The sequence below is a fragment of the Saccharopolyspora mangrovi genome (assembly GCF_035320975.1).
GTDB lineage: Bacteria > Actinomycetota > Actinomycetes > Mycobacteriales > Pseudonocardiaceae > Saccharopolyspora > Saccharopolyspora mangrovi.
Genome location: NZ_JAWLNX010000007.1, coordinates 20715 through 43294, shown reverse-complemented (window position 1 = coordinate 43294; position 22580 = coordinate 20715). Strand labels below are relative to the sequence as shown.

Below are 22580 nucleotides of genomic sequence, written 5' to 3'. Positions count from 1 at the left end.
CGATGGGCGACCACCGATGGCAGGGCTACCAGCACGCCGAGCTGCACGCGCAGATCAACGAGGGCCCCGGCGCCCACGGTTCGACCGACAGCGTGCGCCGCTGGAGCGAGCTGACCCGGGCGCTCGGCGAGATCGACGGGGGTCTGGCCGCCGCGGTCGCCGCCGCCCGGAGCGGGTGGCAGGGCGATGCGGCCGACAGCGCGAACGCCGGGCTCCGGCCGCTGGGTGAGTGGGCGGTGCTGGCGCAGCAGGCGAGCACCGTGATGCGCGAGCGCGCCGAGCAGCAGGCCGAGCACATCAGCAAGGCCCGCCGGGACATGCCACCGCCGGTGCAGGTCACCAGCGAGGACCCAGGAGCTGCGGTGTCGGCGCTGACGCACCTGTTCGGCGGGCAGACCGACTACGAGGTGCAGGAGGCGCGGCAGCACGCCGCCGAGCAGCGCGCTTTCGACGTGATGCGCACCTACGAGGCCTCCACCCAGGCCAACACCACCTCGCTGGCCTCGTTCGCCCCGCCGCCGCAGGTCGTCGTGGACGCCCCGGTTTCCCGCGGTTCGCACGTCTCCGGCGGTTCGTCGCAGGTGACGATCAGCTGGGGGCCCACCGTCGCGCCCGGCACCACCACCGGCGGCACCTCGAACCGCGGGACGACCGCACCGGGCGCCAAGCCCGCCGGCCGCTCGACGCGTTCCTCCGGATCCGCCGCAGGAAGGGCGACCGGGAAGCGCGCCAAGCGCGGTCACGACGACCGGGTCGAGCACGAGGTCACCGAGAAGCTCGGCGACGGCGGGTTCTTCGACGAACCGCAGACCGGGTCGCGCCCGGTGATCGGCGGCGAGCCCGGGCGATGAACACCTCGCCGCTCACCGAACGGCGGATCGGCCTGTCGGCGCTGGAGTTCGACGTGCTCGCCGAACACCTCCGGCTCGACCGCGTTCCGCTGGTGCTCAAGGTCCCGTCGCCGGGCAATACCCACACCGAGCGCGCTGAGCTGGTCTCCTCCGCGTGGCGCGCGCTGTCGAATCGCGGCCTGATCAGCGCTGGAGAACTCGACTCGGAGCTGGAGCGGATGCTGCGGGTCATCGCTGAGCCCGACCGCGAGATCGACGGGCGGAGCTGGTTCCAGCGCAGCGTGCGGGTTCTGGCGGCCGCCGGGAACGACGGCGAGCACGCCGTTCTCGTCGTCAAGGACCGCGATCACCTGACGTTCTCCCCGGTTTCGGCCGCGGGACTGCCGCGCGCTGCCATCTCGCCGCTGCCGGAACTGCCTCCAGGGCCTGGCCGGTCGGTGTCGGTGCCGAGCGAGGCGCTCGACGCGGCGGCGGCCGACGTGGGGGACAAGGTCGAACAGCTCCCCGGCGCGCTGCAGCGGCGCGGAGTTCGCCACGACGACGCCGAAGTGCTGGCCGAGATGGTCGCGGGCGCGGTGGCGCAGGGCCAGTTCGGCGCCGCCGCGCGAGATCGGTGGGGCAAGCGCGAGCGGGCCGAGCGCGTCGTCGGGTTCTTCGACACCGCGCTGGGCCGCTACACGCAGTCCCGCACCGCATCCCCTTCCGGGGAGGCGTGGAGCACGATCGCCCCGGTCGACACCCGCCGCCTGATCGGCCACCTCGAGGAACTGCTCACCGAAGTCACCGGCTGACCCAGCACCACCGCCGTCCCGCCCCCGTGCCGCGCAGGAAGATTCGAATTTCGCGCGAAGTTCGAGTCCCGAAGTTCGACGTCGAATTTCGCGCGAAAATCGAATTCTCGGGTGCGGTCGTGGGGGGGGGGCGCCGCCGGGCGGGGATGGGCTGGACCCCCTTTTCGCGGTGGTTGTGGCGGCTAATTTGCAATTCTCGGGTGCGGTCGTGACGATGGCCCCCGTCCGGTGCGGAGCGGGGGCCATCGTCGCGAGCGCGTTTCGCCTTCTGCGGACTCCCGCGGTCACACCACCGGTTCGAGCAGGCTGGCCCGCGCTTCCGGGGCCGCCGAGCGCTTCGCGTCCGCGGCCTGGTCGCTGGGTTCGGTCTGCGAGGCGCGTTCGGCCTCGACCCGCTGGGTGTAGACCGCGACCTCGCGAGCGATGGTGTCCTCGTCCCAGCCGAGCACGCCCGCCATCAGCCGCGCCACGGCGTCGGCGCAGTCCACGCCCCGGTGCGGGTACTCGATGGAGATCCGGGTGCGGCGGGTCAGCACGTCCTCGAGGTGCATCGCGCCCTCGTGGCTGCACGCGTAGACGACCTCGGCCTGCAGGTAGTTCGGCGCGGCCGGGACCGGCTTGAGCAGCTCCGGACGGTCCTCCGCGGCGGCGAGCACCGCGTGGATCTCCGAGCCGTAGCGGTCCAGCAGGTGCCGGATCCGGTACGGGTGCAGGCCGTGCGCCCCCGCCAGCTGGTCGGCCTGGTTGATCAGGGCGTGGTAGCCGTCGGCGCCGATCAGCGGCACCTGGTCGGTGATCGACGAGGCCATCCGGCCCGGGACGTCGGGCGAGACGGCGTCGACCGCGTCAGCCGCCATGACCCGGTAGGTCGTGTACTTGCCGCCGGCGATCGCCACCAGGCCGGGCGCGACCCGCGCGACCGCGTGCTCGCGGGAGAGCTTCGAGGACTCCTCGCTCTCACCGGCCAGCAGCGGCCGGAGTCCGGCGTAGACGCCCTCGATGTCGTCGTGCGTCAGCGGGGTGGCCAGCACCGTGTTGACGTGTTCGAGCAGGTAGTCGATGTCGGCCTTGGTCGCCGACGGGTGCGCCAGGTCCAGGTGCCAGTCGGTGTCGGTGGTGCCGATGATCCAGTGGTTGCCCCACGGGATCACGAACAGCACGGACTTCTCGGTGCGCAGGATCATGCCGGTCTCGGCGACGATCCGGTCGCGCGGGACGACGATGTGCACGCCCTTGCTGGAGCGGACGCGGAACCGACCGCGACCACCGGAGAGCTTCTGCAGCTCGTCGGTCCACACACCGGTCGCGTTGATCACCGCGTGCGCCCGGACCTCGACCTCCTCGGCGGTCTCCACGTCGCGCACCTTGACGCCCGCGATCCGGTCGGCCTCCCGCAGGAACCCGGTGACCTGCGTCGAGGTCATCACCACCGAGCCGTAGCGGGCGGCGGTGCGGGCGACGGTCATGGTGTGCCGGGCGTCGTCGGCTTGCGCGTCGTAGTAGCGGATGCCGCCGATCATCGCGCTGCGCTTGAGCGCCGGAACCATCCGCAGCGCCCCGGCGCGGCTGAGGTGCTTCTGCCCCGGCACCGAGCGGGCCCCGCCCATCGTGTCGTACATCAGCAGACCGGCCGCCGTGTAGGGACGTTCCCAGAAGCGCCGGGTCAGCGGGTACAGGAACGGCACCGGCTTGACCAGGTGCGGCGCGATCCTGGTGAGCATCAGCTCGCGTTCCCGCAGGGCCTCGCGCACCAGCGAGAACTCGAGCTGCTCGAGGTAGCGCAGTCCACCGTGGAACAGCTTGCTGGAGCGGCTGGACGTCCCGGCCGCCAGGTCGCGGGCCTCCACCAGCGCGACCCGCAGTCCCCGGGTCGCCGCGTCCAGCGCCGCGCCGGCGCCGGTGACGCCGCCGCCGATCACCACGACGTCGAACTCCTCGGAGCCCAGGCGCTTCCAGTTCTCGGCCCGCTCGGTGGGTCCCAACGCGCCCTTCAGCCGGTTTCCGGTCTCGGTCTTATCCTTGGACACTGCGTCCTCCTACTGTGAATCGCGTCCCACCGTTGTGAACCCACCGCCGACGCGGAACCGGACCTGCGCGCAGGTGGCGCACCTCGGTGGTCATCATGCCTGACCTGCACTGCCCGTGCCTGCCGCAGCGCGTCCCGCTGCCGTTGCCTGTTCGACGAGCGCGCCGCGCTCGCGCAGCACTTCGATCTGGGATTCGGGTGTTCTCGAATCGACGATGACGATGTCGAAGTCCTCGACGGGCGCGACCGCGTGCAGCGCGCGCCGGTGGAACTTCGTGTGGTCGACGTAGAGCACCGTGCGCTGAGCCGCGGCCAGCATCGCCTTCTTGATCTGCACCATCTCCTGCTGCGGGTAGCAGCCGATGCCGCCGGTCACCGCCGACACCGACATGATCGCCAGGTCGACGCGCAGGTTGCGCAGCGAATCCAGCGCCATGCCACCGACGAACGCGTCCGCCCAGGGCAGGTAGTCGCCGCCGATGCAGATGAGGCTGATGCCAGGCGCGGCGGCCAGTTCGTCGAAGACGCCGCGGTGGTTGGTGACCACGGTCAGCGGTGCGCGTTCGGGCAGCAGCCGCGCCAGGTGCACCCCGGTGGTGGAGTCGTCGAGCACCAGCGCCTGGCCGGGTTCGATGAGTTCGGCGGCGGCGCGGGCGAGCTCTTCCTTCTCCGCCTGGTTCTGCTGCAGCCGGTATTCCGAAGCGGCCTCGTAGAGCAGCGACGACGCGGCCGAGACGTTGCCCCGGTTGCGGTGCACGAGGCCTTGGGATTCCAGGTCGGCGAGGTCCCGGTACACGGTCATGGCGCTGGCGCCGATGGTCGCGACCAGGTCGTCGATGCGCAGCGTGCCCTCCGCCATCACCAGCTCGGTGATCTTGCGTCGCCGGTCCTGCTGCTTGCCGGACGGTCGTCGGCCGGACATGGGCGTGCTCCTCGTTCCAGGTGGCTGCCTGCGGCCTCCGCCGCACGCTCACCTTACCTCTCGATAAAAACACCATCTGGACCGGTTCGCAACGCTTCTTTTCACACCAGAGTTGTGATTAAAGTGTCCTCCGGTAGCCGGGTCGATCTGTCGGCCCCCGCTTGCCGGACACCGGTGTCCCCAGCCCCCGGAGTGCGGCATCCGGGGCCTTCGGCACTTCGCGCTACTGGGTGCGACATCGGATTAGGACGTACGGACGAACGCGCTGCGCACGACTGGCGGCACGCGTGGACACGTGTTGCCATGCGGCAGTACCGTCCCGACTCGCTCCATGTCGGACAGACAGCGAACACCCGCCTGTGCCAACGGCGGCATCACGAGGGGAACGGAAGAATGACCAGTCTTGGCGAGGTATTCCTCTGGGAGCTGCTCGGGACGGCGATACTCACGCTGATGGGTTGCGGCGTCGTCGCGAACGTAACGCTGAGCAAGAGCCTCGGCGTCGGCGGCGGATGGCTGCTGGTGAACTTCGGCTGGGGCTTCGCGGTTTTCGCCGGGGCCAGCATCGCCGAACCGGCCGGGGCGCACATCAACCCCGCGGTCACGATCGGTCTCGCGATCTACGGTGACATCACCTGGGCGCAGGCCCCGGTCTACATCATCGCGCAGCTCATCGGCGCGACACTGGGCGCAGTGCTCTGCTGGGCCGCCTACAAGCTGCAGTTCGACACCACCGACGACCCCGCCAACACCCGGGGGATCTTCTGCACCGGGCCGACCGTGCCGAACGCTCCGTGGAACCTGATCACCGAGATCATCGGTACCTTCGTACTGGTCTTCTGGGTCATCACGAACCCGCCCGCCAGCGCTGGTGACGCTCCTGGCGTGCCGGACTTCGGCAACGCCGCGCTGGGCTACGCGGCGGTCGCGTTCGTCGTGATCGGCATCGGCAACTCGCTCGGTGGGCCGACCGGTTACGCCATCAACCCGGCTCGTGACCTGGGCCCCCGCATCGCATACGCGATCCTGCCGATCCCTGGCAAGGGATCCGCGGAATGGGGCTACTCGTGGGTTCCGATCGCGGGACCGATCATCGGCGGCGCTATCGCGGCTCTGCTTGCCCTCGCCCTGCCCATCAGCAGCTGAACCAAGGAAGGTTGAAAATGGCCTCGTACGTCGCCGCCATTGACCAGGGGACCACTTCCACGCGGTGCATGATCTTCGACCACTCCGGCAGGGTGGTCGCGGTCAACCAGAAGGAGCACCGGCAGATCTTCCCCAAGGCGGGCTGGGTCGAGCACGACCCGGTCGAGATCTGGAACAACGTCCGGCAGGTGTGCGCGGGCGCGCTGGCCAAGGCCGATCTCGTCTCCTCCGACATCGCCGCCTGCGGCATCACCAACCAGCGCGAGACCACGGTGGTGTGGGAGAAGGCCACCGGCAAGCCGGTCTACAACGCCATCGTCTGGCAGGACACCCGCACCGACGAGATCGTCAGCCAGCTCGGTGCGAAGGAGGGGCAGAACCGCTTCCAGGAGAAGACCGGTCTGCCGCTGGCCACCTACTTCTCCGGCCCGAAGGTGAAGTGGCTGCTGGACAACGTCGACGGGATCCGGGAGCGCGCCGAGAAGGGCGAGCTGCTGTTCGGCAACATGGACACCTGGGTGCTGTGGAACTGCACCGGTGGCACGGACGGCGGACTGCACGTCACCGACCCGACCAACGCCTCGCGCACGCTGCTGATGGACCTGGCGACCCTGCAGTGGGACCCGGACATCTGCGCCGAGATCGGCATTCCGATGTCGATGCTGCCGGAGATCCGCTCCTCCTCGGAGGTCTACGGGCAGTTCCGGGAGCGCGGCGTGTTCGCCGGGATCCCGATCGCCGGCATCCTCGGCGACCAGCAGGCGGCCACCTTCGGCCAGGCCTGCCTGTCGCCCGGTGAAGCCAAGAACACCTACGGCACCGGCAACTTCGTCCTGCTCAACACCGGCACCGAGCGAGTCATCAGCCAGAACGGGCTGCTGACCACGGTCGGTTACAAGATCGGCGACAACAACACGATCTACTGCCTGGAGGGCTCGATCGCGGTCACCGGTTCGCTGGTGCAGTGGCTGCGGGACAACCTCGGGATGATCGGCAGCGCACCGGAGATCGAGCAGGTCGCCCGCACCGTGGACGACAACGGCGGCGCGTACTTCGTGCCGGCGTTCTCCGGCCTGTTCGCGCCGCACTGGCGCTCGGACGCGCGCGGCGCGATCGTCGGGCTCACCCGCTACGTCAACCGCGGCCACCTGGCCCGCGCGGTGCTGGAGGCCACGGCCTTCCAGACCCGCGAGGTCATCGAGGCCATGAACGCCGACTCCGGTGTCCCGCTGAAGTCGCTGAAGGTCGACGGCGGCATGGTCGTCAACGAGCTGCTGATGCAGTTCCAGGCCGACATCCTCGGTGTCCCGGTGATCCGGCCGAAGGTCAACGAGACCACCGCGCTCGGCGCCGCCTACGCGGCCGGTCTCGCGGTCGGCTTCTGGGGCAGCGAGGAGGACATCCGCAGCAACTGGGCCAAGGACAAGCAGTGGGACCCCGCCATGACGGACGAGGTCCGCGAGAAGCAGTACGCCAACTGGCAGAAGGCCGTCACCAAGACCTTCGACTGGGTCGACTGACGAACGCCCACCGCACGCCGACGGCGGTCCGGACAGCGCTCCACGAGCGCGGCCCGGACCGCCGTTCGTCTTCGCCGAAGGCCTCCAGGCACCGTCAGTCGCGGTGGGGGCGCTGGTCGGGCGGCAGCTGGCAGGCCGGGGTCGAACCGGGCAGGCGGTGGCGGTTGTCGGCGACCCAGCGGTAGGCGTGGGCGGCGAGGGTGCGCACGAGCGGGGCCGAGGTGATCCAGCCCAGGGCCGGCCAGGGGGCGCGGCAGGACTTGAGGAGTTCGGCGACCGCTGCCGCGCCACCGAAGACCCCACCCGTCCGGTCGACCCAGAGGACTTCGCGGCGGGCGCGGTCCTCGGTGGCGCCCAGCGCTGCGAGGTCGGTTTCCTGCCAGGTTCGGACGCGCATGCGCACCGGCAACCGCACGGCGAGGCGGACGCTGCGGGTGCAGAACCCGCAGTCGCCGTCGTAGATCAGCACCGGGAGCTCGGTCATACCGCCATCGTCCCCCGCGGAGGGGCGCACGTCAGTCCAAGTCGTCGTGCCGCATCAGCAGGCGGCCGGCCTCCGTCAGCGAACCCGACAGCGACGGGTAGACCGAGAAGGTGTTGGCCAGGTTGTCCACCGTCACCTGGTTCTGCACCGCCAGCGCGATCGGCAGGATCAGCTCGCTGGCGTTCGGCGAGACCACCACACCACCGACGACCACACCGGTCTGCGGGCGGCAGAAGACCTTGAGGAAACCGCGCCGCAGGCCCTCCATCTTGGCGCGCGGGTTGGTGGCCAGCGGCATCATCACGGTGCGCGCCGGGACCTCGCCGCTGTCGATGGCCTGCTGGCTGATGCCCACCGTGGCGATCTCGGGGTGGGTGAAGACGTTCGCGGCGACGGTCTTGAGCTTGATCGGCGTGACGCCCTCGCCCAGCGCGTGCCACATCGCGATCCGGCCCTGCATGCCCGCCACCGAGGCCAGCAGCAGCAGTCCCGTGCAGTCACCGGCGGCGTAGATGCCCGGCGCGCCGGTCCGCGAGACCCGGTCGACCTCGACGTAGCCGCCCCGGCCCGGCTCGATGCCGACCTTCTCCAGACCGATGTCGCTGGTGTTGGGCACCGAACCCACGGTCATCAGGGCATGGCTGGCCTCGACCTTGCGGCCGTCGGCGAGGTGGATGACCACGCCCTTGTCGGTGCGCTCCACCGACTCCGCGCGGGCGTGCTTGACGACCTCGGTGCCGCGCTCGGCGAACACCTCTTCGAGCACCGCGGCGGCGTCGGCGTCCTCGTGCGGCAGCACCCGGTCGCGGCTGGAGATCATGGTGACCTTGACGCCCATCTCGGTGTAGGCGGAGGCGAACTCCACACCGGTGACTCCGGAGCCGATGACGGCCAGGTGCTCGGGCAGTTCCGGCAGGTCGAAGAGCTGGCGCCAGGTCAGGATGCGCTCACCGTCGGGCTCGGCGCCCGGGAGGATCCGGGGCGTGGCGCCGGTGGCGATCAGGACGACGTCGGCGGTGAGCTCCTCGTGGGTGCCGTCCGCGCGGTCCACGCCGATCTGGTGCACCGCCATGCCCGGGGTCGGGTCGGTGAAGCGGGCCCGACCGGGGATGATCTTGACGCCTTCGCGGCGGACCCGGGACCGGATGTCGGCCGACTGGGCCAGGGCCAGGCCCTTGACCCGGCCGTGCACCACGGCCACCTCGACGTCGGCTTCGCGGGAGGGGGTCCGGATGCCCAGCTCCTCGGCGTCGCGGAAGGCCGAACGCGCACCGGCGGAGGCGATGAAGGTCTTCGAGGGCACGCAGTCGTAGAGGACGCAGGCGCCGCCCAGGCCTTCCGGCTCGACGAGCGTGACATCCGCTCCGTTGGAAGCGGCGACCAACGCCGCCTCGTAGCCCGCCGGGCCGCCTCCCATGATCACGATGCGGGTCACTTCGCGCTCCTCCTGAGTCCATCTGGCCGATGGGCACCCGCCGCCGATGGTCGGTGGTCACCGGCTGCACCGATGGGCGCCGGACTCACGGTACGCCGCGACGAGTCCGGTCAAACCGGGTGGTACCGCCCGAGATGGGTGATCGTGGCGAAGACCACTCCGCTCGGCGGACACTGCCCGTGATCGTCACCGGTGCGCAGGTGTCCGCACCGGTTCGTGGTCGCCCGGCCGGACACCGGATGAGCGAGAAACCCACATTCGTGCTGTGGTCCGGTCCGCTTTCCGGCCATCGGATCGCTACCCTGTGGGGCGTGCCTCTGTACGCCGCGTACGGCTCCAACATGGATCCGGCCCAGATGTTGAAGCGCGCCCCGCATTCCCCGCTGGCGGGAACCGGCTGGCTGTTGGACTGGCGGCTGACGTTCGGCGGCGAGGACTACGGCTGGGAAGGCGCCCTCGCGACCATCGTCGAGCAGCCCGGTTCGCAGGTCTTCACGGTGCTGTACGACGTGAGCCCGGAAGACGAGAAGAACCTGGACAACTGGGAGGGCGCCGAGCTCGGGATGCACAAGAAGCTGCGGCTGATGGTGCAGACCCTCGACGGCCCCGTCCTGGCGTGGATGTACGTCCTCGACGCCTACGAGGGCGGACTCCCCTCAGCTCGCTACCTCGGCGTGATGGCCGACGCGGCGGAGGCGGCCGGAGCTCCCGAGGACTACGTCGAGAAGCTGCGGAAGCGCCCCTGCCACAACGTCGGTCCCGGCTCTCCCCGCGAGCTCTAGAACCAGCCGCGACGGCGGATTTCCGCCACGAACCGCTCGTAGGACGAGCCGAGCCGGGCGATTTCCGCGTGGTCGGGTTCGACGAGTTCGCCCGCGGGCACCATCTCCGCTGCGGCCGTGCTCAGGTCCGGGTGGATCGAGCCGGTTGCGGCCAGCAGCGCGGCACCCAGCGCCGTTCCCGCCCCGCGCACGCGCAGCACCGGCCGGTCCAGGACCGCGGCCCGGATCCGGCACCAGGCGACGCTGCGCGCGCCGCCGCCCGCCGTGCGGATCGGGCCTTCGGCGACCGCACCCAGCGCGGCCAGGCGTTCCAGCGCCATGCGTTCGCAGAAGGCGATTCCCTCCAGCCGGGACCGGTGCTCGTCGACGCGGTCCCGCGGCGAACCGACCAGGAACGCCTCCGCTTCCGGCGCGCGGAACGGGAAGCGTTCGCCCTTGCCGCGCAACGGGAAGTTCAGCGCGCTCGCCGGCCCTCGCGCCAGGGCCGCGGAGTCCAGTTCGGGCAGTTCCGCGGGGTCCACATCGGACAGCGCGGAGCCGCCGACGTTGGCGGCCCCGCCGGGCAGCCACCTGCCTTCGGGGTGCAGGTGGCTGTAGACGACTCCGGTCGGGTCGCGCACGAGCTTCTCGGACACGCCCTTGAGCACTAGCGTCGTGCCCAGCACCGTGACGAACCGACCTGGGTCGACCGCGCCCGTGGCCAACTGCCCGGCGCACCCGTCGGTCATGCCCGCGCGGACCTCGCAGCCCACCGGCAACCCGGTCAGCGCCGAAGCCTCGCGCCCCACCCGTCCGAGCACGGCGGTGGGGCGCACGACCTCCGGCAGCAGCTCGGCCGGGACCTCAGCCGACCACTCGCCCGCGACCGGGTCGTAACCGCTCTTGAGCGCGTGGCTGGTGTCGGTGGCGACCGGGTGCCCGGCGAGCTCGTGGGCGATCACCTCGGGCGTGTGGCAGATCTGCTCGGCGCCCGCCGGCAGGTTGTCGGCCAGCCAGGTGACCCGGTCCCGGCGGTCGTCGTACATCAGCGCCGGGCCGATCGGATCGCCCCGGCCGTCGATGGCGACGACCGTGCCGGAGGTCGCCGAGATCGCCAGCGCGGTGATCCCCTGACGGCGCTCCCCCAGCTCGCCGGTGCACTCGGCCAGGCAGTCCCGCACCGCAGGCCACCACGACCTGGCGTTCTGCTCCGAGCGCCCGCCGGACGAGCGCACCGGCTCCGGCAGCGGCCGGGAGGCCTCGGTCAGCAGGGCACCCGCCGGGTCGTGGACCTGCACCCGGACGTTGGCCGTGGCCACGTCCACGCCGGCGACGAGATCGCCGGTCATGACGAGAGCTCCTCCAGCGCTCCGGGCAGTTCGGCCAGCGAGCGCACCGCGATGTCGGGCTCGGCGAGCTGCTCCGGCGTCGGTGCCGGTGGCGCTTCGCCGCGCAGCACCCACACTGTGCGCAGGCCGACGCGGTGGGCGCCGCGGACGTCGGTGTCGAGGCGGTTGCCGACGTGCACCGCCCGTGACGGTGGCACCCCGGCCTCGTCGAGGGCGTGCTGGAAGATCCGCGGGTCGGGTTTCTCCGCGCCGACGGTCTCCGAGATCGCCCAGATGTCGACGTGCTCGGCGACGCCGTCGCGGCGCAGCGCGTCGACGACGACGGCGCGCTGGTTGGCCACGACCGCGATCCGGTAGCGCTCGCCGAGCTTGCGCAGGGCGGGCAGCACGTCGTCGTGGAGGGCCTCCGGCGGGTACTCCCAGTACCGCTCGGCCAGGTCGGAGAGCTGCTGCCGGTCGTGCGCGGTGAGGAAGCGCTGAGCGACGGCGGTGCGCAGCGAGCCGCCCTGGAGCTGCCTGCGCTCGTCGTAGAGGCGCTGGAACTCGTCCTCGCCGACGTCGTTCCCCTCCTCGGCCGCGAGCTCGCGGGCGGCGCGCAGCAGCGCGTCGCGGTAGGCGGAGTCGTCGTAGACGGGTCCGCCGATGTCGAGCAGCACGAGGTCGATCGGTTCCGGCACGTCCGGTCCTTTCGCTCGCGGTCCACCGGGACCGAAGTATCACCCTGCGGCCTCAAAATAACATTGAGGTCGATGTATTTAACAGTCCCGAATGTGAAATCTACCAGATCGCTCACGGCATCGCTCCCGCGAACCCGCCCGGGCGCACCCACGCGAGCTCCAGCAGCGCGAAGGCCTTCCTGGTGCCGCGCCGATCCCGGCGCCGGACCAGCCGCTCCCCGACCAGCGCCCGGAAGTGCTCGGCTCCGGAACCGAGCCGACCCAGGGCGCGTTCCAGGCAGTCCAGCGCCCAGCGCTGCGGACCCGTGCACAGCACGTCGGCCAGCGCGACGTCGAGCGCCTGGACCCGGAGCCCGTCGAGCTCGATGACCTCGCTTTCCCGCAGCCAGGCGTGGTGCACGATCAGGTCGTCCTGCGAACGCAGCTCGCGGTCGTAGGGCACCGTCACGTGCACGGCGTCCTCGACCGGGCCGCAGCCGTGCATGGCCACGGCGGTCGGCCCGGAGATCACCCCCTGGTCGCCGGCGCGCAGCAGCGCGGCCGCAGCCCGCGCCATCGGATCGCGCACCAGTTCGGCCGGCAGCACCACGCCGCGCCAGAGCTGGACCCACTCGCCGGATTCCAGGGCCTCGGCGAGCCCGGTCGTGCCGAGCAGCAGCTCGGCCTCGTCGCGCGGCAGCGCGCCGTGCCGTGGCAGCGGGGTGCGGGAGTCGGGTGCGGGCAGGAACTGCGGGCGGTCGATGTTCGTCCTCATGCACATACAGAGGCGCGAACCCCGCCCAGAGATACACCCGACGCCGGATACACCTCGATCAGGCGAAGATCAGCTGCGCAGGGCCTGCAGCGCGGTGTGCACCATCGTGCGGATGCCGACCAGCAGCGCCCGCTCGTCGAGGGTGAACGTCGGCTGGTGCAGGTCCTTGATCCGACCGCTGCCCGGGTGCACCCCCAGGCGGGCGAACGAGCCCGGCACGTGCTCCAGGTACCAGCCGAAGTCCTCGCCGCCGGAGGACTGCGGGGTGTCGGCCTGCGCCCGCTCGCCGAGCGCGGCGGTGATCGCGGCGCGCATCAGATCGGTGCACTCCGGCTCGTTGACCACCGGCGGGACACCTCGGCGGTGCTGCAGGTCGAACCCGACGCCCAGCGGCGCGAGCAGGCTCTGCACCAGCTCGTGGATCAGCGGTTCCAGCTTCGCCCAGGTGTCGCGGTCGGCGGTGCGCAGCGTGCCGGTGAGCACGCCGTCCTGCGGGATCGCGTTGGGCGCCTCCCCGGCGTGCACCGCACCCCAGGTCAGCACGGTTCCGGTGCGCGGGTCGACGCGGCGGGACAGCAGCGTGGGCAGGCCGGTGATCACGGTGCCCAGGGCGTGCACCAGGTCGGCGGTCAGGTGCGGCCGCGAGGTGTGCCCGCCGGGCGAGGTCAGCCGCAGTTCGAGCAGGTCGCTGGCGGAGGTGATGGGGCCGACGCGGGTGCCGACGCTGCCCGCGGGCAGGCGCGGGTCGCAGTGCAGCCCGAAGATCCGGTCGACCTGGTCGAGCGAACCGCCCGCCAGCACGTCCAGCGCACCGCCGGGCATGACCTCCTCGGCGGGCTGGAAGATCATCCGCACGCGTCCGGGCAGGTCGGGGGCGGTGGCCAGGGCCATCGCGGCGCCGAGCGCGACGGTGGTGTGCGCGTCGTGACCGCAGGCGTGCGAGACGCCGTCCACTGTGGAGGAGTAGGGCAGGCCGGTCGCCTCGGTCAGCGGGAGCGCGTCGATGTCGGCGCGCAGCGCGACCGTCGGACCGGGCGAAGTTCCCTCGATGTCGCAGGTCAGGCCCGTTCCGATGGACAGCACGCGCGGCGTCAGGCCGGCCCGGCCGAGCTGGTCGGCGAGGAACGCGGTGGTGCGGTGCTCGGCGCGGGAGAGCTCCGGGTGGGCGTGGATGTGGCGGCGCCAGGCGATGACCCGGTGCGCGTTCGCACCGAGCCAGGCGTCCAGCCAGGACGGCCCGCGGCCCGCACCGAGGTCGGGCACGACGGAATCCACACTGGATCCGAAGCGGGAATCCATGTCCGCCATCGTGCTTTCGGTCGCGCCGATCGGCTCGTCAGCCACCAGCGTCGCCTGGGCAGCGGCCCACTCCTCGGCCGCCACCGCCGAACCGTCACGGTTCGGGGACTGGCCCGGGTCCGGGCCACGAGAACCCACCACGGTCACGCCACGCCTCCCGACGTGCAGAACTGTTCGGTCGAACCCTTCCGAGCGCGGTCCTGAGCCCCGGCGAGCAGCCGTTCGCGCTGCGTGCCGTCCAGCCCGGCCGCCAGCGCGGTCCAGGCCATCGCCACCGCCCCGTCGAGGACCGCGTGGTCCGCCGAGGGCGTGGCGCAGGCGGCGGCGAACTCCGCCTGGTGGTTGACCGCGTCTCCGCATTCCACCGCGATCATCGGATGGATCGCGGGCAAGGCCCTGGTCACGTTGCCCATGTCGGTGCTGCCGATGACCCGGCCTCGCTCAGCGCCCCGATCGAGCGGTTCACGCCCGAGATCGGTGATCGCGCGACGGTACTCCTCCGACAACCAGTGGTCGCAGGCGAGCTCCGCGTAGATCGGGGAGATCTGCACGACCTCGTGCGAGCACCCCGTCGCCGTCGCGCCCGCTTCGAAGCAGTCCCGGATGCGGTTCTCCAGGCCCTGCAGGGAGCGCGCTTCGGCAGCGCGCAGGTTGTAGACCGCCGCGGTGCGCGCGGGCACGATGTTCGGCGCCGCGCCACCCTCCGTGACGATACCGTGCACCATCTGCTGCGGCTCCAGGTGCTGCCGCAGGAGCCCGATGGCCACCTGCGCGACGGTGAGCGCGTCGGCGGCGTTGCGGCCGAGCTCGGGCGCCGCTGCGGCGTGCGCGGCGCGGCCGGTGTAGCGGACCTCCAGGTCGGTGATGGCCAGCGAGCTCGGCAGGCAGATGTCCTCCGGGCCGGGGTGCACCATCAGCGCCAGGGCGACGTCGTCGAAGACGCCCGCCTCCAGCATGAGCACCTTGCCGCCGCCGGTCTCCTCGGCGGGCGTGCCCAGCAGCCGGACGGTCAGGCCCGCCTCCTCGGCGACGTCGGCCAGCGCGAGGGCGGCTCCGACGGCGGAGGCGGCGATGACGTTGTGCCCGCAGGCATGCCCGACCTGCGGCAGCGCGTCGTACTCGGCGCAGATGCCGACCACGAGGTCCCCGCTGCCGTACTCGCCGACCAGCGCGGTGTCCAGACCGGCGGCCGGGGTCCGCACGGTGAAGCCGCGGTCGGTGAGCAGCGCGGCGACCTTGGCTGCGCTGCGGTGCTCGGCGAAGGCCGTCTCCGGTTCGGCGTGAATGCTGCGGGACAGCCCGGTCAGCGCCGCCGCGTTCCGGCGCACGACATCACGGCAGCGAGCGCGCAGCGCGGTTCGACCTTCGGGCGGCATCCGGTCTTCGGGCGGGGTGGTACGCATTTGCGTTCATCGTGCACCAGCTCGATCAGCGGCGCGGTGCGAACGCGCTGCGTCGAGCCCACCGGTAGGCCTGCTGCGCCGAACGGGTGGTGCGACTTCAGCTGGGCAGAAAAAGGTGAATTCCCATTTATCCGCGACCCGCGCAATTCCGCTGGTCAAGCCGGACATTTCCGGCGAAGGTGGAAATGTGGGGTGTGGGCCGGCACCGGTCGGGGGGCTTCCCGGCGCCGACCCACGTCTCAGTGGGCTACTCACCCAGGAAGCGCGCGGAATGAGTCCGCACGCGCGATCAGGTGTGAAAATCCCACAGGTTCGGCGTCAGGTCTAGTCCATGTCGGAAATTGGTGGCGAAGAATTTAGCAGAAACCGACCTAGTGGTCTGATTTATTGGATGCCCTACTTCTTCTTCTCGAAGAACAGCACCGGCTTCTTGCGCACCTTGCGGGAAAGCAGCACGAGCCCGATCAGCACCACTCCGGCGACGCCCATCGCGACGCGCTGGTTGCGCTCGGCCTGCGTCTCGCGCTCCGGCGCGGGCGCCTCCGGCGTCGGCTGCTGGGCAACCGCGGCGACCGGGGCGGCCTCTGCCGGCTCGGACGCGGACAGGGGCGTGAACAGCAGGGATAACGCGATCGCAAGTCCCGCGAGCAGGCGGCCGATCCGCCACATGATGGCTCCACATCCTTCGCGTCGCGCCGGAGAACCGACACATCCGGGTCCTGATTCCGCGACCCCATCGAGGGTCACCCGTTCCGGTCGGAGTCGATCATATCGAACACGCTTCGCGAGCGAACGAGGTCGACCACCACCTCTTAGGACAGTCCTAGATCGACGTTGCGGCGACAACCGCCGGTTCAGCGAACCCCCGGCTCACGATCGATTCGGTCGCCGAGCTCGTCGACGACCAACGTGTCCCGCTCGACGCTCCCGGTGCGGTACGCGGCGCGGCCCACGAGTTGGGCGAGCACGGGAGCGGTGAGCATCTGGAACAGTCCGACGAGGATCAACCCCGTGGCATACCCCAGGTCCAGCTGCACCCCGGTCCCGATCAGGATCAAGATCAGCCCGAGCGTCTGCGGCTTGGTGGCGGCCTGCAGGCGCGCGGTGACGTCCGGGAAGGTCAGCAGCCCGATCGCGCCGAACAGGCAGGACAGCGCGCCACCGATCAGGCAGATCGCGGAGAAGACGTCCGTCCAGCTCATCGGTACGGCTCCTTCTTCTCGATCAACTTGGCCGTGCTGATCGACCCGATGAAGGCGAGCAGCGCGAACGCGGCCAGCAGCGCGATGTTCGAGCCGTCCTGCTGCAGGCCCATGCCCACGCAGCTGCCCGCCACGATCAGCGTCACCAGCACGTCGACGGACACGATCCGGTCCAGCGTGGTCCGGCCGCGCAGCAACCTGACCACCACCAGCAGGCCCGCCACGCCCAGCAGCGCGAACGTCACGGCGAAGACCCAGCTCATCCCGCATCACCTCGCACCAGGTCCCGTTGCGCGATCGAGCCGACCGCCTCCACCACCAGCCGCTCCAGGAACCGCACCTCGCGCCGCACCGACTCCTCGTCGCCCGGGCGCAGGCCCAGCGCGTAGACGTAGCAGGTGAGGTTGGCGCGGTCGATCTGCAGCACGAACTTGCCCGGCGCCAGCGACACCGCGCTGGCCACGATCGCGATCAGGTGGTCGGAGTCGGTGTGCAGCGTGGTGGCCACGATGCCCGCCGTGGTGGCGCGCCGGTGGCGCACCGCCTGCCAGGCCACCCGGACCGTGGAGATCACCAGGTCCCAGGCCAGGTAGGCGGCCAGCCGCAGCGCGGGCAGCGGGCGCAGCACCATGCCGGTGCGGATCATCGGCAGCGGGAACAGCCAGGACACCAGCAACGCCACGACCAGGCCGAAGAACAGGGTTCCGGCGTCGAAGCTGCCCCACAGCAGCACCCACACCGCGGTCAGCCAGACCACCAGCGGCAGCCGACGCAGCAGCCGCTGGTGCTTGGGCATCCGCTCACCCACCGGAACCACCTCCCAGCACCGCGCTCCGGTAGGTCTCGCCGTGCATCAGATCGACCGCCGCGCGGCCCGAGATCTGCGCCAGGGGGCCTGCGACCAGCGCGATCACCAGGCTGGCGGCCACCAGCACACCCGTGGCCACGAGCATCGGACGACTGGAGCTGGCGGTGCCGACGACCAGTTCGTCGGTCGGGTCCGGGTCCGGCGCGGGTGCTTTGACCTGCCCCCAGAACGCCCGCGTCCACACCCGCGCCATCGCGTACAGGCTCAGCAGGCTGGTCAGCACCGCGCCCGCGGTGACGGCGTAGCCGGTGGCGGTGCCGCTGCCGACACCGGCCTGCAGCAGCGCGAGCTTGGCGACGAAACCGGAGAACGGCGGCACCCCGGCCAGGCTCAGCGCGGGCAGCGCGAACAGCACGGCGATCAGCGGCGTCGTCTTGGCCATGCCGCCCATGCGGGTCAGCGCCACCGTGCCGCTGTGCCGCGTGATCAGACCGCTGACCAGGAACAGCGTGGCCTGCACGGTGATGTGGTGGACGACGTAGAGGATCACACCGGTCAGGCCGACGACGTTGTAGACGCCGAGCCCGAACAGCATGTACCCGATGTGGCTGACCAGCAGGAACGACAGCAACCGGTTGAGGTCGTTCTGCGCCAGGGCGCCGAGCGCGCCGACGATCATGGTGATCAGCGCGATGCCGAGCATCAGGTCCCAGGTCTCGGCGTGCGCGAACACCAGCGTCTGGGTGCGGATCAGCGCGTAGATGCCGACCTTGGTCAGCAGCCCGGCGAACACGGCGGTGACCGGCGCGGGCGCGGTGGGGTAGCTGTCCGGCAGCCAGAAGTGCAGCGGCACCATCGCGGCCTTCACGCCGAACACGATCACCACCAGCAGCGCCAGCGCGATCTGCAGGCCGGGCGGCAGCTCGGCGACCTTGGTGCCCAGGTCGGCGAGGTTGACCGTGCCCGTCGAGGCGTAGACCAGCGCGATCATGGTGATGAACAGCAGCGACGAGGCGAGGCTGACGATCGTGTAGGTCATGCCCGCGCGCACCCGGGTGGAGGTGGTGCGGCGGGTGATCAGCACGTACGACGAGCTGAGCATGATCTCGAAGGCGACGAACAGGTTGAACAGGTCGCCGGTGAGGTACGCCAGCGACACGCCCGCGCACAGCATCAGGTACATCGGGTGGAACGTGGTGCTGGAGCGCTCCCGCCCGTAGTCGGTGATGCGCTGCCCGATCGAGTAGATCAGCACCGCGAACGTCACCACCGAGGAGACCACCAGCAGCAGCGCGGAGAGCCGGTCGGCGATCAGCGTGATGCCGAACGGCGCGGGCCAGGCGCCCATCTGCAGCACGACGGGACCACTCTGGTCGGAGACGTAGAGCAGCACCGCCGCGTCGGCGATGATCACGCCCAGCACCAGCAGGCCGAGGAGTCGTTGCAGGTCGGCGAAGCGACCGAGGGCCAGCGAGAGCCCGGCGGCGGCCAGCGGCAGCAGGACCGGCAGGGCGACCAGTACCGTCACCGCGCCGCCTCCTTCGCCGGTTCGTCCCCTTCGGCTTCCTCGTCGGTGTCCTCATCGGACTCCATGCGCTTCTCCAAGCGCTGGATCCGGCGGTCCTCGACGTCGTCGCGGACCTCGTCGTGACCGAGCAGCGTCCACGAGCGGTAGGCCAGCGCGAGCAGGAACGTGGTGAGCGCGAAGGTGATCACGATGGCGGTCAGCGCCATCGCCTGCGGCAGCGGATCGGTCATCTCCTCGGGACGTGCGGTGGTGAGCATCGGGGCGCGTCCGGGCGGGCCGCCCGCGGTCTGCAGCAGCAGGTTGGAGCCGTGGCCGAGGACCACGATGCCCAGCAGGATCCGCATCAGGGACCGCTGCATGAGCAGGTAGAAGCCCACCGAGTACAGGACGGCGATGACGGCGGCGAGGGTCAGGTTGATGGTCATCGCCGCCCCCTCGCCGCGGCATCGGCATCGGCCTCGATCCCGGAGCCGAGGGTGCGCAGCAGGTCCAGCACCACACCCACGATCAGCAGGAACACGCCGGTGTCGAGGATGACGCTGCTGACGAACTTGATCTCGCCGAGCAGCGGCACGGTGAACTTGTAGATCGCGGTCTCCAGCAGCTGACCGCCGAACAGCAGCGGCAGGAACGCCGAGATGCAGGCGATGGTCAGGCCCGAGCCGATCAGCACCGGCGGGCGCATCGAGACGATGGAGCTGTCGTCCATGCGGCCACCGGCGAGGTAGCGCAGCAGGAACGCCTGCCCGGCCACCAGGCCGCCGCTGAACCCGCCGCCGGCGCGGTCGTGCCCGGCGAACAGCAGGTAGATCGCCAGCACCAGCACGGTCGGGAACACGATGCGCGCGGCCAGCTCCAGCAGCACCGAGCGCGACTGGCCCTCGCGGCGGAAACCGGACAGCAGCCAGCGCTCGGTGGGTGCGTCCCAGTTCGTCCAGGACCGGTTCGTCGTGGGACTCACTTGCGCACCTCCTGCTGCTCGCGGCGCCGGCGCTCGTGGCGGGAGGCCAGGATCAGGCTGGCCACCCCGGTCGCGGCCACCGCGAGCACCGCGATCTCGCCGACGGTGTCGAAGGCGCGGAAGTCCACGATGATCGAGTTGACCACGTTGGTGGCCCCGGCCCCCTTCTCGGCGTGGGCGATGAAGTAGTCGCTGGCCTCGGGCGCGGCCTGCCGGGCAGCGCTGAAGCCGATCGCGGCCAGCGCGACGAACAGCCCGGCCGCGGTGGCGATGATGGCCTTCGGGATCCGGATGGTCTTGGACGAGTCGGCTTGCGAGAAGCGCTCGGGAAGCCGGCGCAGCACGAACACGAAGGCCACCACGGTCAGCGTCTCCACCAGGAACTGGGCGAGCGCGAGGTCCGGGGCACCGTCCACGATGAACAGCCCGCCGATGCCGTAGCCGATGACGCCGACCAGCAGCACCGCGGTGAGCCTGCGGTGGGCGCGCAGCACCGCCAGGGCGGCGACCACCACTCCGAGGCCCAGCGGCAGCTGCATCAGGTTGTCGTAGCCGCGCAGGTCGTCGGGCATGGTGAGCTGGACGAACAGCGCCGATCCGGGGATGGCCACGACCGTGACCAGGATGATGCCGAGGTAGGTCGGCAGCGAACCGACCTGCAACCGCGCGGTGACGGCGACCGCGACGCGTTCCAGCAGCGCGGTGATGCGCTCGTAGCCGCGCTGGGCGTTGAGCGGCTTGGGGATCCGGCTGCGCCACGCGGTCAGCGGGGTGCGCACCCGGTGCAGCGCCAGACCTCCGGCCACCGCCAGCACCGACAGCGCGAGCGGGAAGCTCAAGCCGTGCCACAGCGCGAGTTCGGCGGGTTCGCCGATGGACTCGTAGGACTTCGCGTAGCCGTCGGCGAGTTCGTTCGCCAGCGGGTATCCGATGCCCAGCAGCAGTCCGCCCAGCGCGGGCAGCGCCGTCGGGATCAGCGCCTGGATCTCGGCGGGCTTGACGACGGTGGGGGCGAGTTCGGGCTTGGCGGAGAACGCGCCGAACCACATGCGCAGGCTGTAGGCGACGGTGAGCATGGATCCGATCACCAGGAACACGTCGACCGCGACCCCGGCCGGGCCGTAGAGGAACGCGCCGAACGCGGCCTCCTTGCCGAGGAAGCCGAGCATCGGCGGCAGCCCGGCCATCGACGCGGCGGCCAGCGCGGCGATCGCCGCGAGCCACGGCTGGCGGGAGCCGAGGCCGGAGAGCTTGCGGATGTCGCGGGTGCCCGCCTGGTGGTCGATCATGCCCACGACCAGGAACAGGGTGGCCTTGAACAGACCGTGCGCCAGCAGCATGGTGGCCCCGGCCAGCGCGGCGTCGTGGCTGCCCGCGCCGAAGAGCACCATCAGGAAGCCGAGCTGGCTGACGGTGCCGTAGGCCAGCAGCTTCTTCAGGTCGTACTCGTGCAGCGCGCGCCAGCCGCCGAAGAGCATGGTGGCCAGCCCGAACACGACGGCCGGGTAGCGCCACTCGGGCAGCGCGCCGAAGACCGGGCCGAGCCGGGCGACCAGGAAGACACCGGCCTTGACCATCGAGGCGGCGTGCAGGTAGGCGCTGATCGGCGTGGGGGCGACCATCGCGGCGGGCAGCCAGTTGTGGAACGGCAGCTGCGCGGACTTGGTGAACGCGCCCACCAGGATCAGCACGGCGGCCACCGAGATCGCGGTGCCGGACGGCGGGTGGGCGGCGAGCTCGGAGATCCGGTAGGTGCCCGCCGACTCGCCGAGGACGACGAAGCCGAGCAGCATCACCAGGCCGCCGAGGCTGGTGATCATCAGCGCCTGCAGCGCCGACCGCCGCGACTCGCGGCTGATGCCCGCCTGCCCGACCAGCAGGAACGAGCAGACGGTGGTCAGTTCCCAGAAGACGTAGACGGTGGTGAGGTCGTCGGCGACGACGAGTCCGAGCATGGCCCCGGCGAAGGCCAGCAGCAGCGGGGCGGATCGCCGCGCGTCACCGCGGCCGCGGGCGAAGTAGGAGTCGGCGTAGACCAGCACCAGCACGCCCAGCCCGCAGACCAGGATCGTCATCACCAGCGCGAGCGCGTCGAGGCGGAAGCCGAAGCTCAGGTCGATCAGCGGCGCCCAGCGAACGGTCTCGGTCATCGTCTCGCCGGCGAGCACCTGCGGGGTGCGGGCGAGCAGCCAGATCGCGGCGGCGGCAGGCGGGATCGCGGCGATGAGGAACGCGGCGCGGGTGTTGCGGCGGGCCACCAGCGGGAGGAGCACGGCCACCAGCAGGTGCGCGATGACGAAGCCGAACAAAGGCACCTCCTCCACGCCGCTGTTGTCTTGCCGGCCGGACTGCGCCCGATCATTCGCCACCCGCGCCCTCGGCGCACCACGACGCGATCAGGCGTCGCGGATGTCCGGAAGGTCCGACCATCGACAAGTTATCCGGACGCAGCGGGTTCGCGCCAACACCGCCTCGCGGAGCGTATGGGCCGCTGGGAGGCGGTTTTTCGTTGTGCCGAAATGATGTTCGGAGCTAAAGCGGTTGTGCTGCGCGACTTGACGAGTGGGATTGTTCACGTGCCGTAACATCAGCTCACGACCTGGGCGATCTTCCTGTCGCCGACGCGACGTCGTGGGGTTTTCGAAGGCCTTTGAGCCCATTCG

General features: G+C 70.9%; 22 protein-coding genes. 5 read left to right on the top strand and 17 right to left on the bottom strand.

Annotation, left to right across the window (positions count from 1 at the left end):
- The first annotated feature begins 2 nt into the window (after positions 1 to 2).
- Together R4I43_RS11970 and R4I43_RS11965 are read left to right on the top strand one after the other, a co-directional pair.
- Complete coding sequence (locus R4I43_RS11970; protein ID WP_324265666.1) at positions 3 to 851, top strand: PPE domain-containing protein; 849 nt, start codon at positions 3 to 5, stop codon at positions 849 to 851.
- Positions 848 to 1642: an ESX secretion-associated protein EspG gene (locus tag R4I43_RS11965; RefSeq protein ID WP_324265665.1), complete on the top strand. Its 795-nt coding sequence runs from the start codon at positions 848 to 850 to the stop codon at positions 1640 to 1642. The genes R4I43_RS11970 and R4I43_RS11965 overlap by 4 nt, the downstream gene beginning before the upstream one ends.
- A 284-nt stretch (positions 1643 to 1926) precedes the next feature.
- Here R4I43_RS11965 and glpD read toward each other — a convergent pair whose 3' ends face one another.
- Positions 1927 to 3669, bottom strand: coding sequence for a glycerol-3-phosphate dehydrogenase (gene glpD, locus R4I43_RS11960; RefSeq protein WP_324265664.1), 1743 nt, complete (start codon positions 3667 to 3669; stop codon positions 1927 to 1929).
- Between the two features lie 93 nt (positions 3670 to 3762).
- A complete protein-coding gene (locus R4I43_RS11955; protein WP_324265663.1) occupies positions 3763 to 4590 on the bottom strand; it encodes a DeoR/GlpR family DNA-binding transcription regulator in 828 nt (275 codons plus the stop codon).
- Positions 4591 to 4983: 393 nt separating this feature from the next.
- Between R4I43_RS11955 and R4I43_RS11950 the strand changes: the two genes are divergently transcribed.
- Both R4I43_RS11950 and glpK read left to right on the top strand, forming a co-directional pair.
- Positions 4984 to 5736: an MIP/aquaporin family protein gene (locus R4I43_RS11950; protein ID WP_324265662.1), complete on the top strand. Its 753-nt coding sequence runs from the start codon at positions 4984 to 4986 to the stop codon at positions 5734 to 5736.
- A gap of 17 nt (positions 5737 to 5753) precedes the next feature.
- Positions 5754 to 7256 (top strand): glycerol kinase GlpK, encoded by a 1503-nt coding sequence (glpK, locus tag R4I43_RS11945; protein WP_324265661.1) that lies wholly within the window; start codon positions 5754 to 5756, stop codon positions 7254 to 7256.
- Between the two features lie 94 nt (positions 7257 to 7350).
- Here the strand turns inward: glpK and R4I43_RS11940 are convergent, their stop codons facing one another.
- Together R4I43_RS11940 and R4I43_RS11935 are read right to left on the bottom strand one after the other, a co-directional pair.
- A complete protein-coding gene (locus R4I43_RS11940; protein WP_324265660.1) occupies positions 7351 to 7740 on the bottom strand; it encodes a thiol-disulfide oxidoreductase DCC family protein in 390 nt (129 codons plus the stop codon).
- A gap of 31 nt (positions 7741 to 7771) precedes the next feature.
- Positions 7772 to 9175, bottom strand: coding sequence for an NAD(P)H-quinone dehydrogenase (locus R4I43_RS11935; protein ID WP_324265659.1), 1404 nt, complete (start codon positions 9173 to 9175; stop codon positions 7772 to 7774).
- A 311-nt stretch (positions 9176 to 9486) separates the two neighbouring features.
- Between R4I43_RS11935 and R4I43_RS11930 the strand changes: the two genes are divergently transcribed.
- Positions 9487 to 9957, top strand: coding sequence for a gamma-glutamylcyclotransferase (locus tag R4I43_RS11930; protein WP_324265658.1), 471 nt, complete (start codon positions 9487 to 9489; stop codon positions 9955 to 9957).
- Here the strand turns inward: R4I43_RS11930 and R4I43_RS11925 are convergent.
- The 13 genes from R4I43_RS11925 to mbhE all read right to left on the bottom strand — a co-directional run bounded on the left by R4I43_RS11925 (position 9954) and on the right by mbhE (position 22241).
- Positions 9954 to 11285 (bottom strand): FGGY-family carbohydrate kinase, encoded by a 1332-nt coding sequence (locus tag R4I43_RS11925; protein ID WP_324265657.1) that lies wholly within the window; start codon positions 11283 to 11285, stop codon positions 9954 to 9956. The genes R4I43_RS11930 and R4I43_RS11925 overlap by 4 nt on opposite strands.
- Positions 11282 to 11962 carry an HAD family hydrolase gene (locus R4I43_RS11920; RefSeq protein ID WP_324265656.1) on the bottom strand — a complete coding sequence of 227 codons (681 nt, stop codon included), beginning with the start codon at positions 11960 to 11962 and terminating at the stop codon, positions 11282 to 11284. The genes R4I43_RS11925 and R4I43_RS11920 overlap by 4 nt, the downstream gene beginning before the upstream one ends.
- Before the next feature lie 112 nt (positions 11963 to 12074).
- Entirely contained in the window at positions 12075 to 12716 is a 642-nt protein-coding gene (locus R4I43_RS11915) for a hypothetical protein (RefSeq protein ID WP_324265655.1), read from the bottom strand.
- Positions 12717 to 12785: 69 nt separating this feature from the next.
- A complete protein-coding gene (locus R4I43_RS11910; RefSeq protein ID WP_324265878.1) occupies positions 12786 to 14024 on the bottom strand; it encodes a M20 family metallopeptidase in 1239 nt (412 codons plus the stop codon).
- A 134-nt stretch (positions 14025 to 14158) separates the two neighbouring features.
- Positions 14159 to 15418 (bottom strand): M20 family metallopeptidase, encoded by a 1260-nt coding sequence (locus R4I43_RS11905; protein ID WP_324265654.1) that lies wholly within the window; start codon positions 15416 to 15418, stop codon positions 14159 to 14161.
- 396 nt (positions 15419 to 15814) lie between these two features.
- Complete coding sequence (locus R4I43_RS11900) at positions 15815 to 16087, bottom strand: hypothetical protein (protein ID WP_324265653.1); 273 nt, start codon at positions 16085 to 16087, stop codon at positions 15815 to 15817.
- A 185-nt stretch (positions 16088 to 16272) separates the two neighbouring features.
- Positions 16273 to 16620: a monovalent cation/H(+) antiporter subunit G gene (mnhG, locus tag R4I43_RS11895; RefSeq protein ID WP_324265652.1), complete on the bottom strand. Its 348-nt coding sequence runs from the start codon at positions 16618 to 16620 to the stop codon at positions 16273 to 16275.
- Positions 16617 to 16883, bottom strand: coding sequence for a monovalent cation/H+ antiporter complex subunit F (locus tag R4I43_RS11890; protein WP_281458444.1), 267 nt, complete (start codon positions 16881 to 16883; stop codon positions 16617 to 16619). The genes mnhG and R4I43_RS11890 overlap by 4 nt, the downstream gene beginning before the upstream one ends.
- Positions 16880 to 17428, bottom strand: a complete 549-nt coding sequence (locus tag R4I43_RS11885; RefSeq protein WP_324265651.1) for a Na+/H+ antiporter subunit E — start codon at positions 17426 to 17428, stop codon at positions 16880 to 16882. The genes R4I43_RS11890 and R4I43_RS11885 overlap by 4 nt, the downstream gene beginning before the upstream one ends.
- Entirely contained in the window at positions 17421 to 18956 is a 1536-nt protein-coding gene (locus R4I43_RS11880; protein ID WP_324265650.1) for a Na+/H+ antiporter subunit D, read from the bottom strand. Before R4I43_RS11880 ends, R4I43_RS11885 begins: the two co-directional genes overlap by 8 nt.
- On the bottom strand, positions 18953 to 19381 hold the full coding sequence (locus tag R4I43_RS11875) for a Na(+)/H(+) antiporter subunit C (RefSeq protein ID WP_324265649.1): 429 nt from the start codon (positions 19379 to 19381) through the stop codon (positions 18953 to 18955). The genes R4I43_RS11880 and R4I43_RS11875 overlap by 4 nt, the downstream gene beginning before the upstream one ends.
- On the bottom strand, positions 19378 to 19917 hold the full coding sequence (locus R4I43_RS11870) for an MnhB domain-containing protein (protein WP_324265648.1): 540 nt from the start codon (positions 19915 to 19917) through the stop codon (positions 19378 to 19380). The genes R4I43_RS11875 and R4I43_RS11870 overlap by 4 nt, the downstream gene beginning before the upstream one ends.
- A complete protein-coding gene (mbhE, locus tag R4I43_RS11865; RefSeq protein ID WP_324265647.1) occupies positions 19914 to 22241 on the bottom strand; it encodes a hydrogen gas-evolving membrane-bound hydrogenase subunit E in 2328 nt (775 codons plus the stop codon). Before mbhE ends, R4I43_RS11870 begins: the two co-directional genes overlap by 4 nt.
- Between the last annotated feature and the right edge of the window lie 339 nt (positions 22242 to 22580).

Excerpts from the sequence above, each read along its gene's own strand:
- R4I43_RS11940 (WP_324265660.1), bottom strand. The coding sequence starts at position 7,740 with ATGACCGAGCTCCCGGTGCTGATCTACGACGGCGACTGCGGGTTCTGC.
- R4I43_RS11965 (WP_324265665.1), top strand. The coding sequence starts at position 848 with ATGAACACCTCGCCGCTCACCGAACGGCGGATCGGCCTGTCGGCGCTG.
- R4I43_RS11950 (WP_324265662.1), top strand. The coding sequence starts at position 4,984 with ATGACCAGTCTTGGCGAGGTATTCCTCTGGGAGCTGCTCGGGACGGCG.
- R4I43_RS11890 (WP_281458444.1), bottom strand. The coding sequence starts at position 16,883 with ATGAGCTGGGTCTTCGCCGTGACGTTCGCGCTGCTGGGCGTGGCGGGC.
- R4I43_RS11925 (WP_324265657.1), bottom strand. The coding sequence starts at position 11,285 with ATGACCGGCGATCTCGTCGCCGGCGTGGACGTGGCCACGGCCAACGTC.
- mnhG (WP_324265652.1), bottom strand. The coding sequence starts at position 16,620 with ATGAGCTGGACGGACGTCTTCTCCGCGATCTGCCTGATCGGTGGCGCG.
- R4I43_RS11900 (WP_324265653.1), bottom strand. The coding sequence starts at position 16,087 with ATGTGGCGGATCGGCCGCCTGCTCGCGGGACTTGCGATCGCGTTATCC.
- R4I43_RS11910 (WP_324265878.1), bottom strand. The coding sequence starts at position 14,024 with ATGGCGGACATGGATTCCCGCTTCGGATCCAGTGTGGATTCCGTCGTG.
- R4I43_RS11970 (WP_324265666.1), top strand. The coding sequence starts at position 3 with ATGGGCGACCACCGATGGCAGGGCTACCAGCACGCCGAGCTGCACGCG.
- glpK (WP_324265661.1), top strand. The coding sequence starts at position 5,754 with ATGGCCTCGTACGTCGCCGCCATTGACCAGGGGACCACTTCCACGCGG.
- R4I43_RS11915 (WP_324265655.1), bottom strand. The coding sequence starts at position 12,716 with ATGAGGACGAACATCGACCGCCCGCAGTTCCTGCCCGCACCCGACTCC.
- R4I43_RS11875 (WP_324265649.1), bottom strand. The coding sequence starts at position 19,381 with ATGACCATCAACCTGACCCTCGCCGCCGTCATCGCCGTCCTGTACTCG.
- R4I43_RS11955 (WP_324265663.1), bottom strand. The coding sequence starts at position 4,590 with ATGTCCGGCCGACGACCGTCCGGCAAGCAGCAGGACCGGCGACGCAAG.
- R4I43_RS11905 (WP_324265654.1), bottom strand. The coding sequence starts at position 15,418 with ATGCGTACCACCCCGCCCGAAGACCGGATGCCGCCCGAAGGTCGAACC.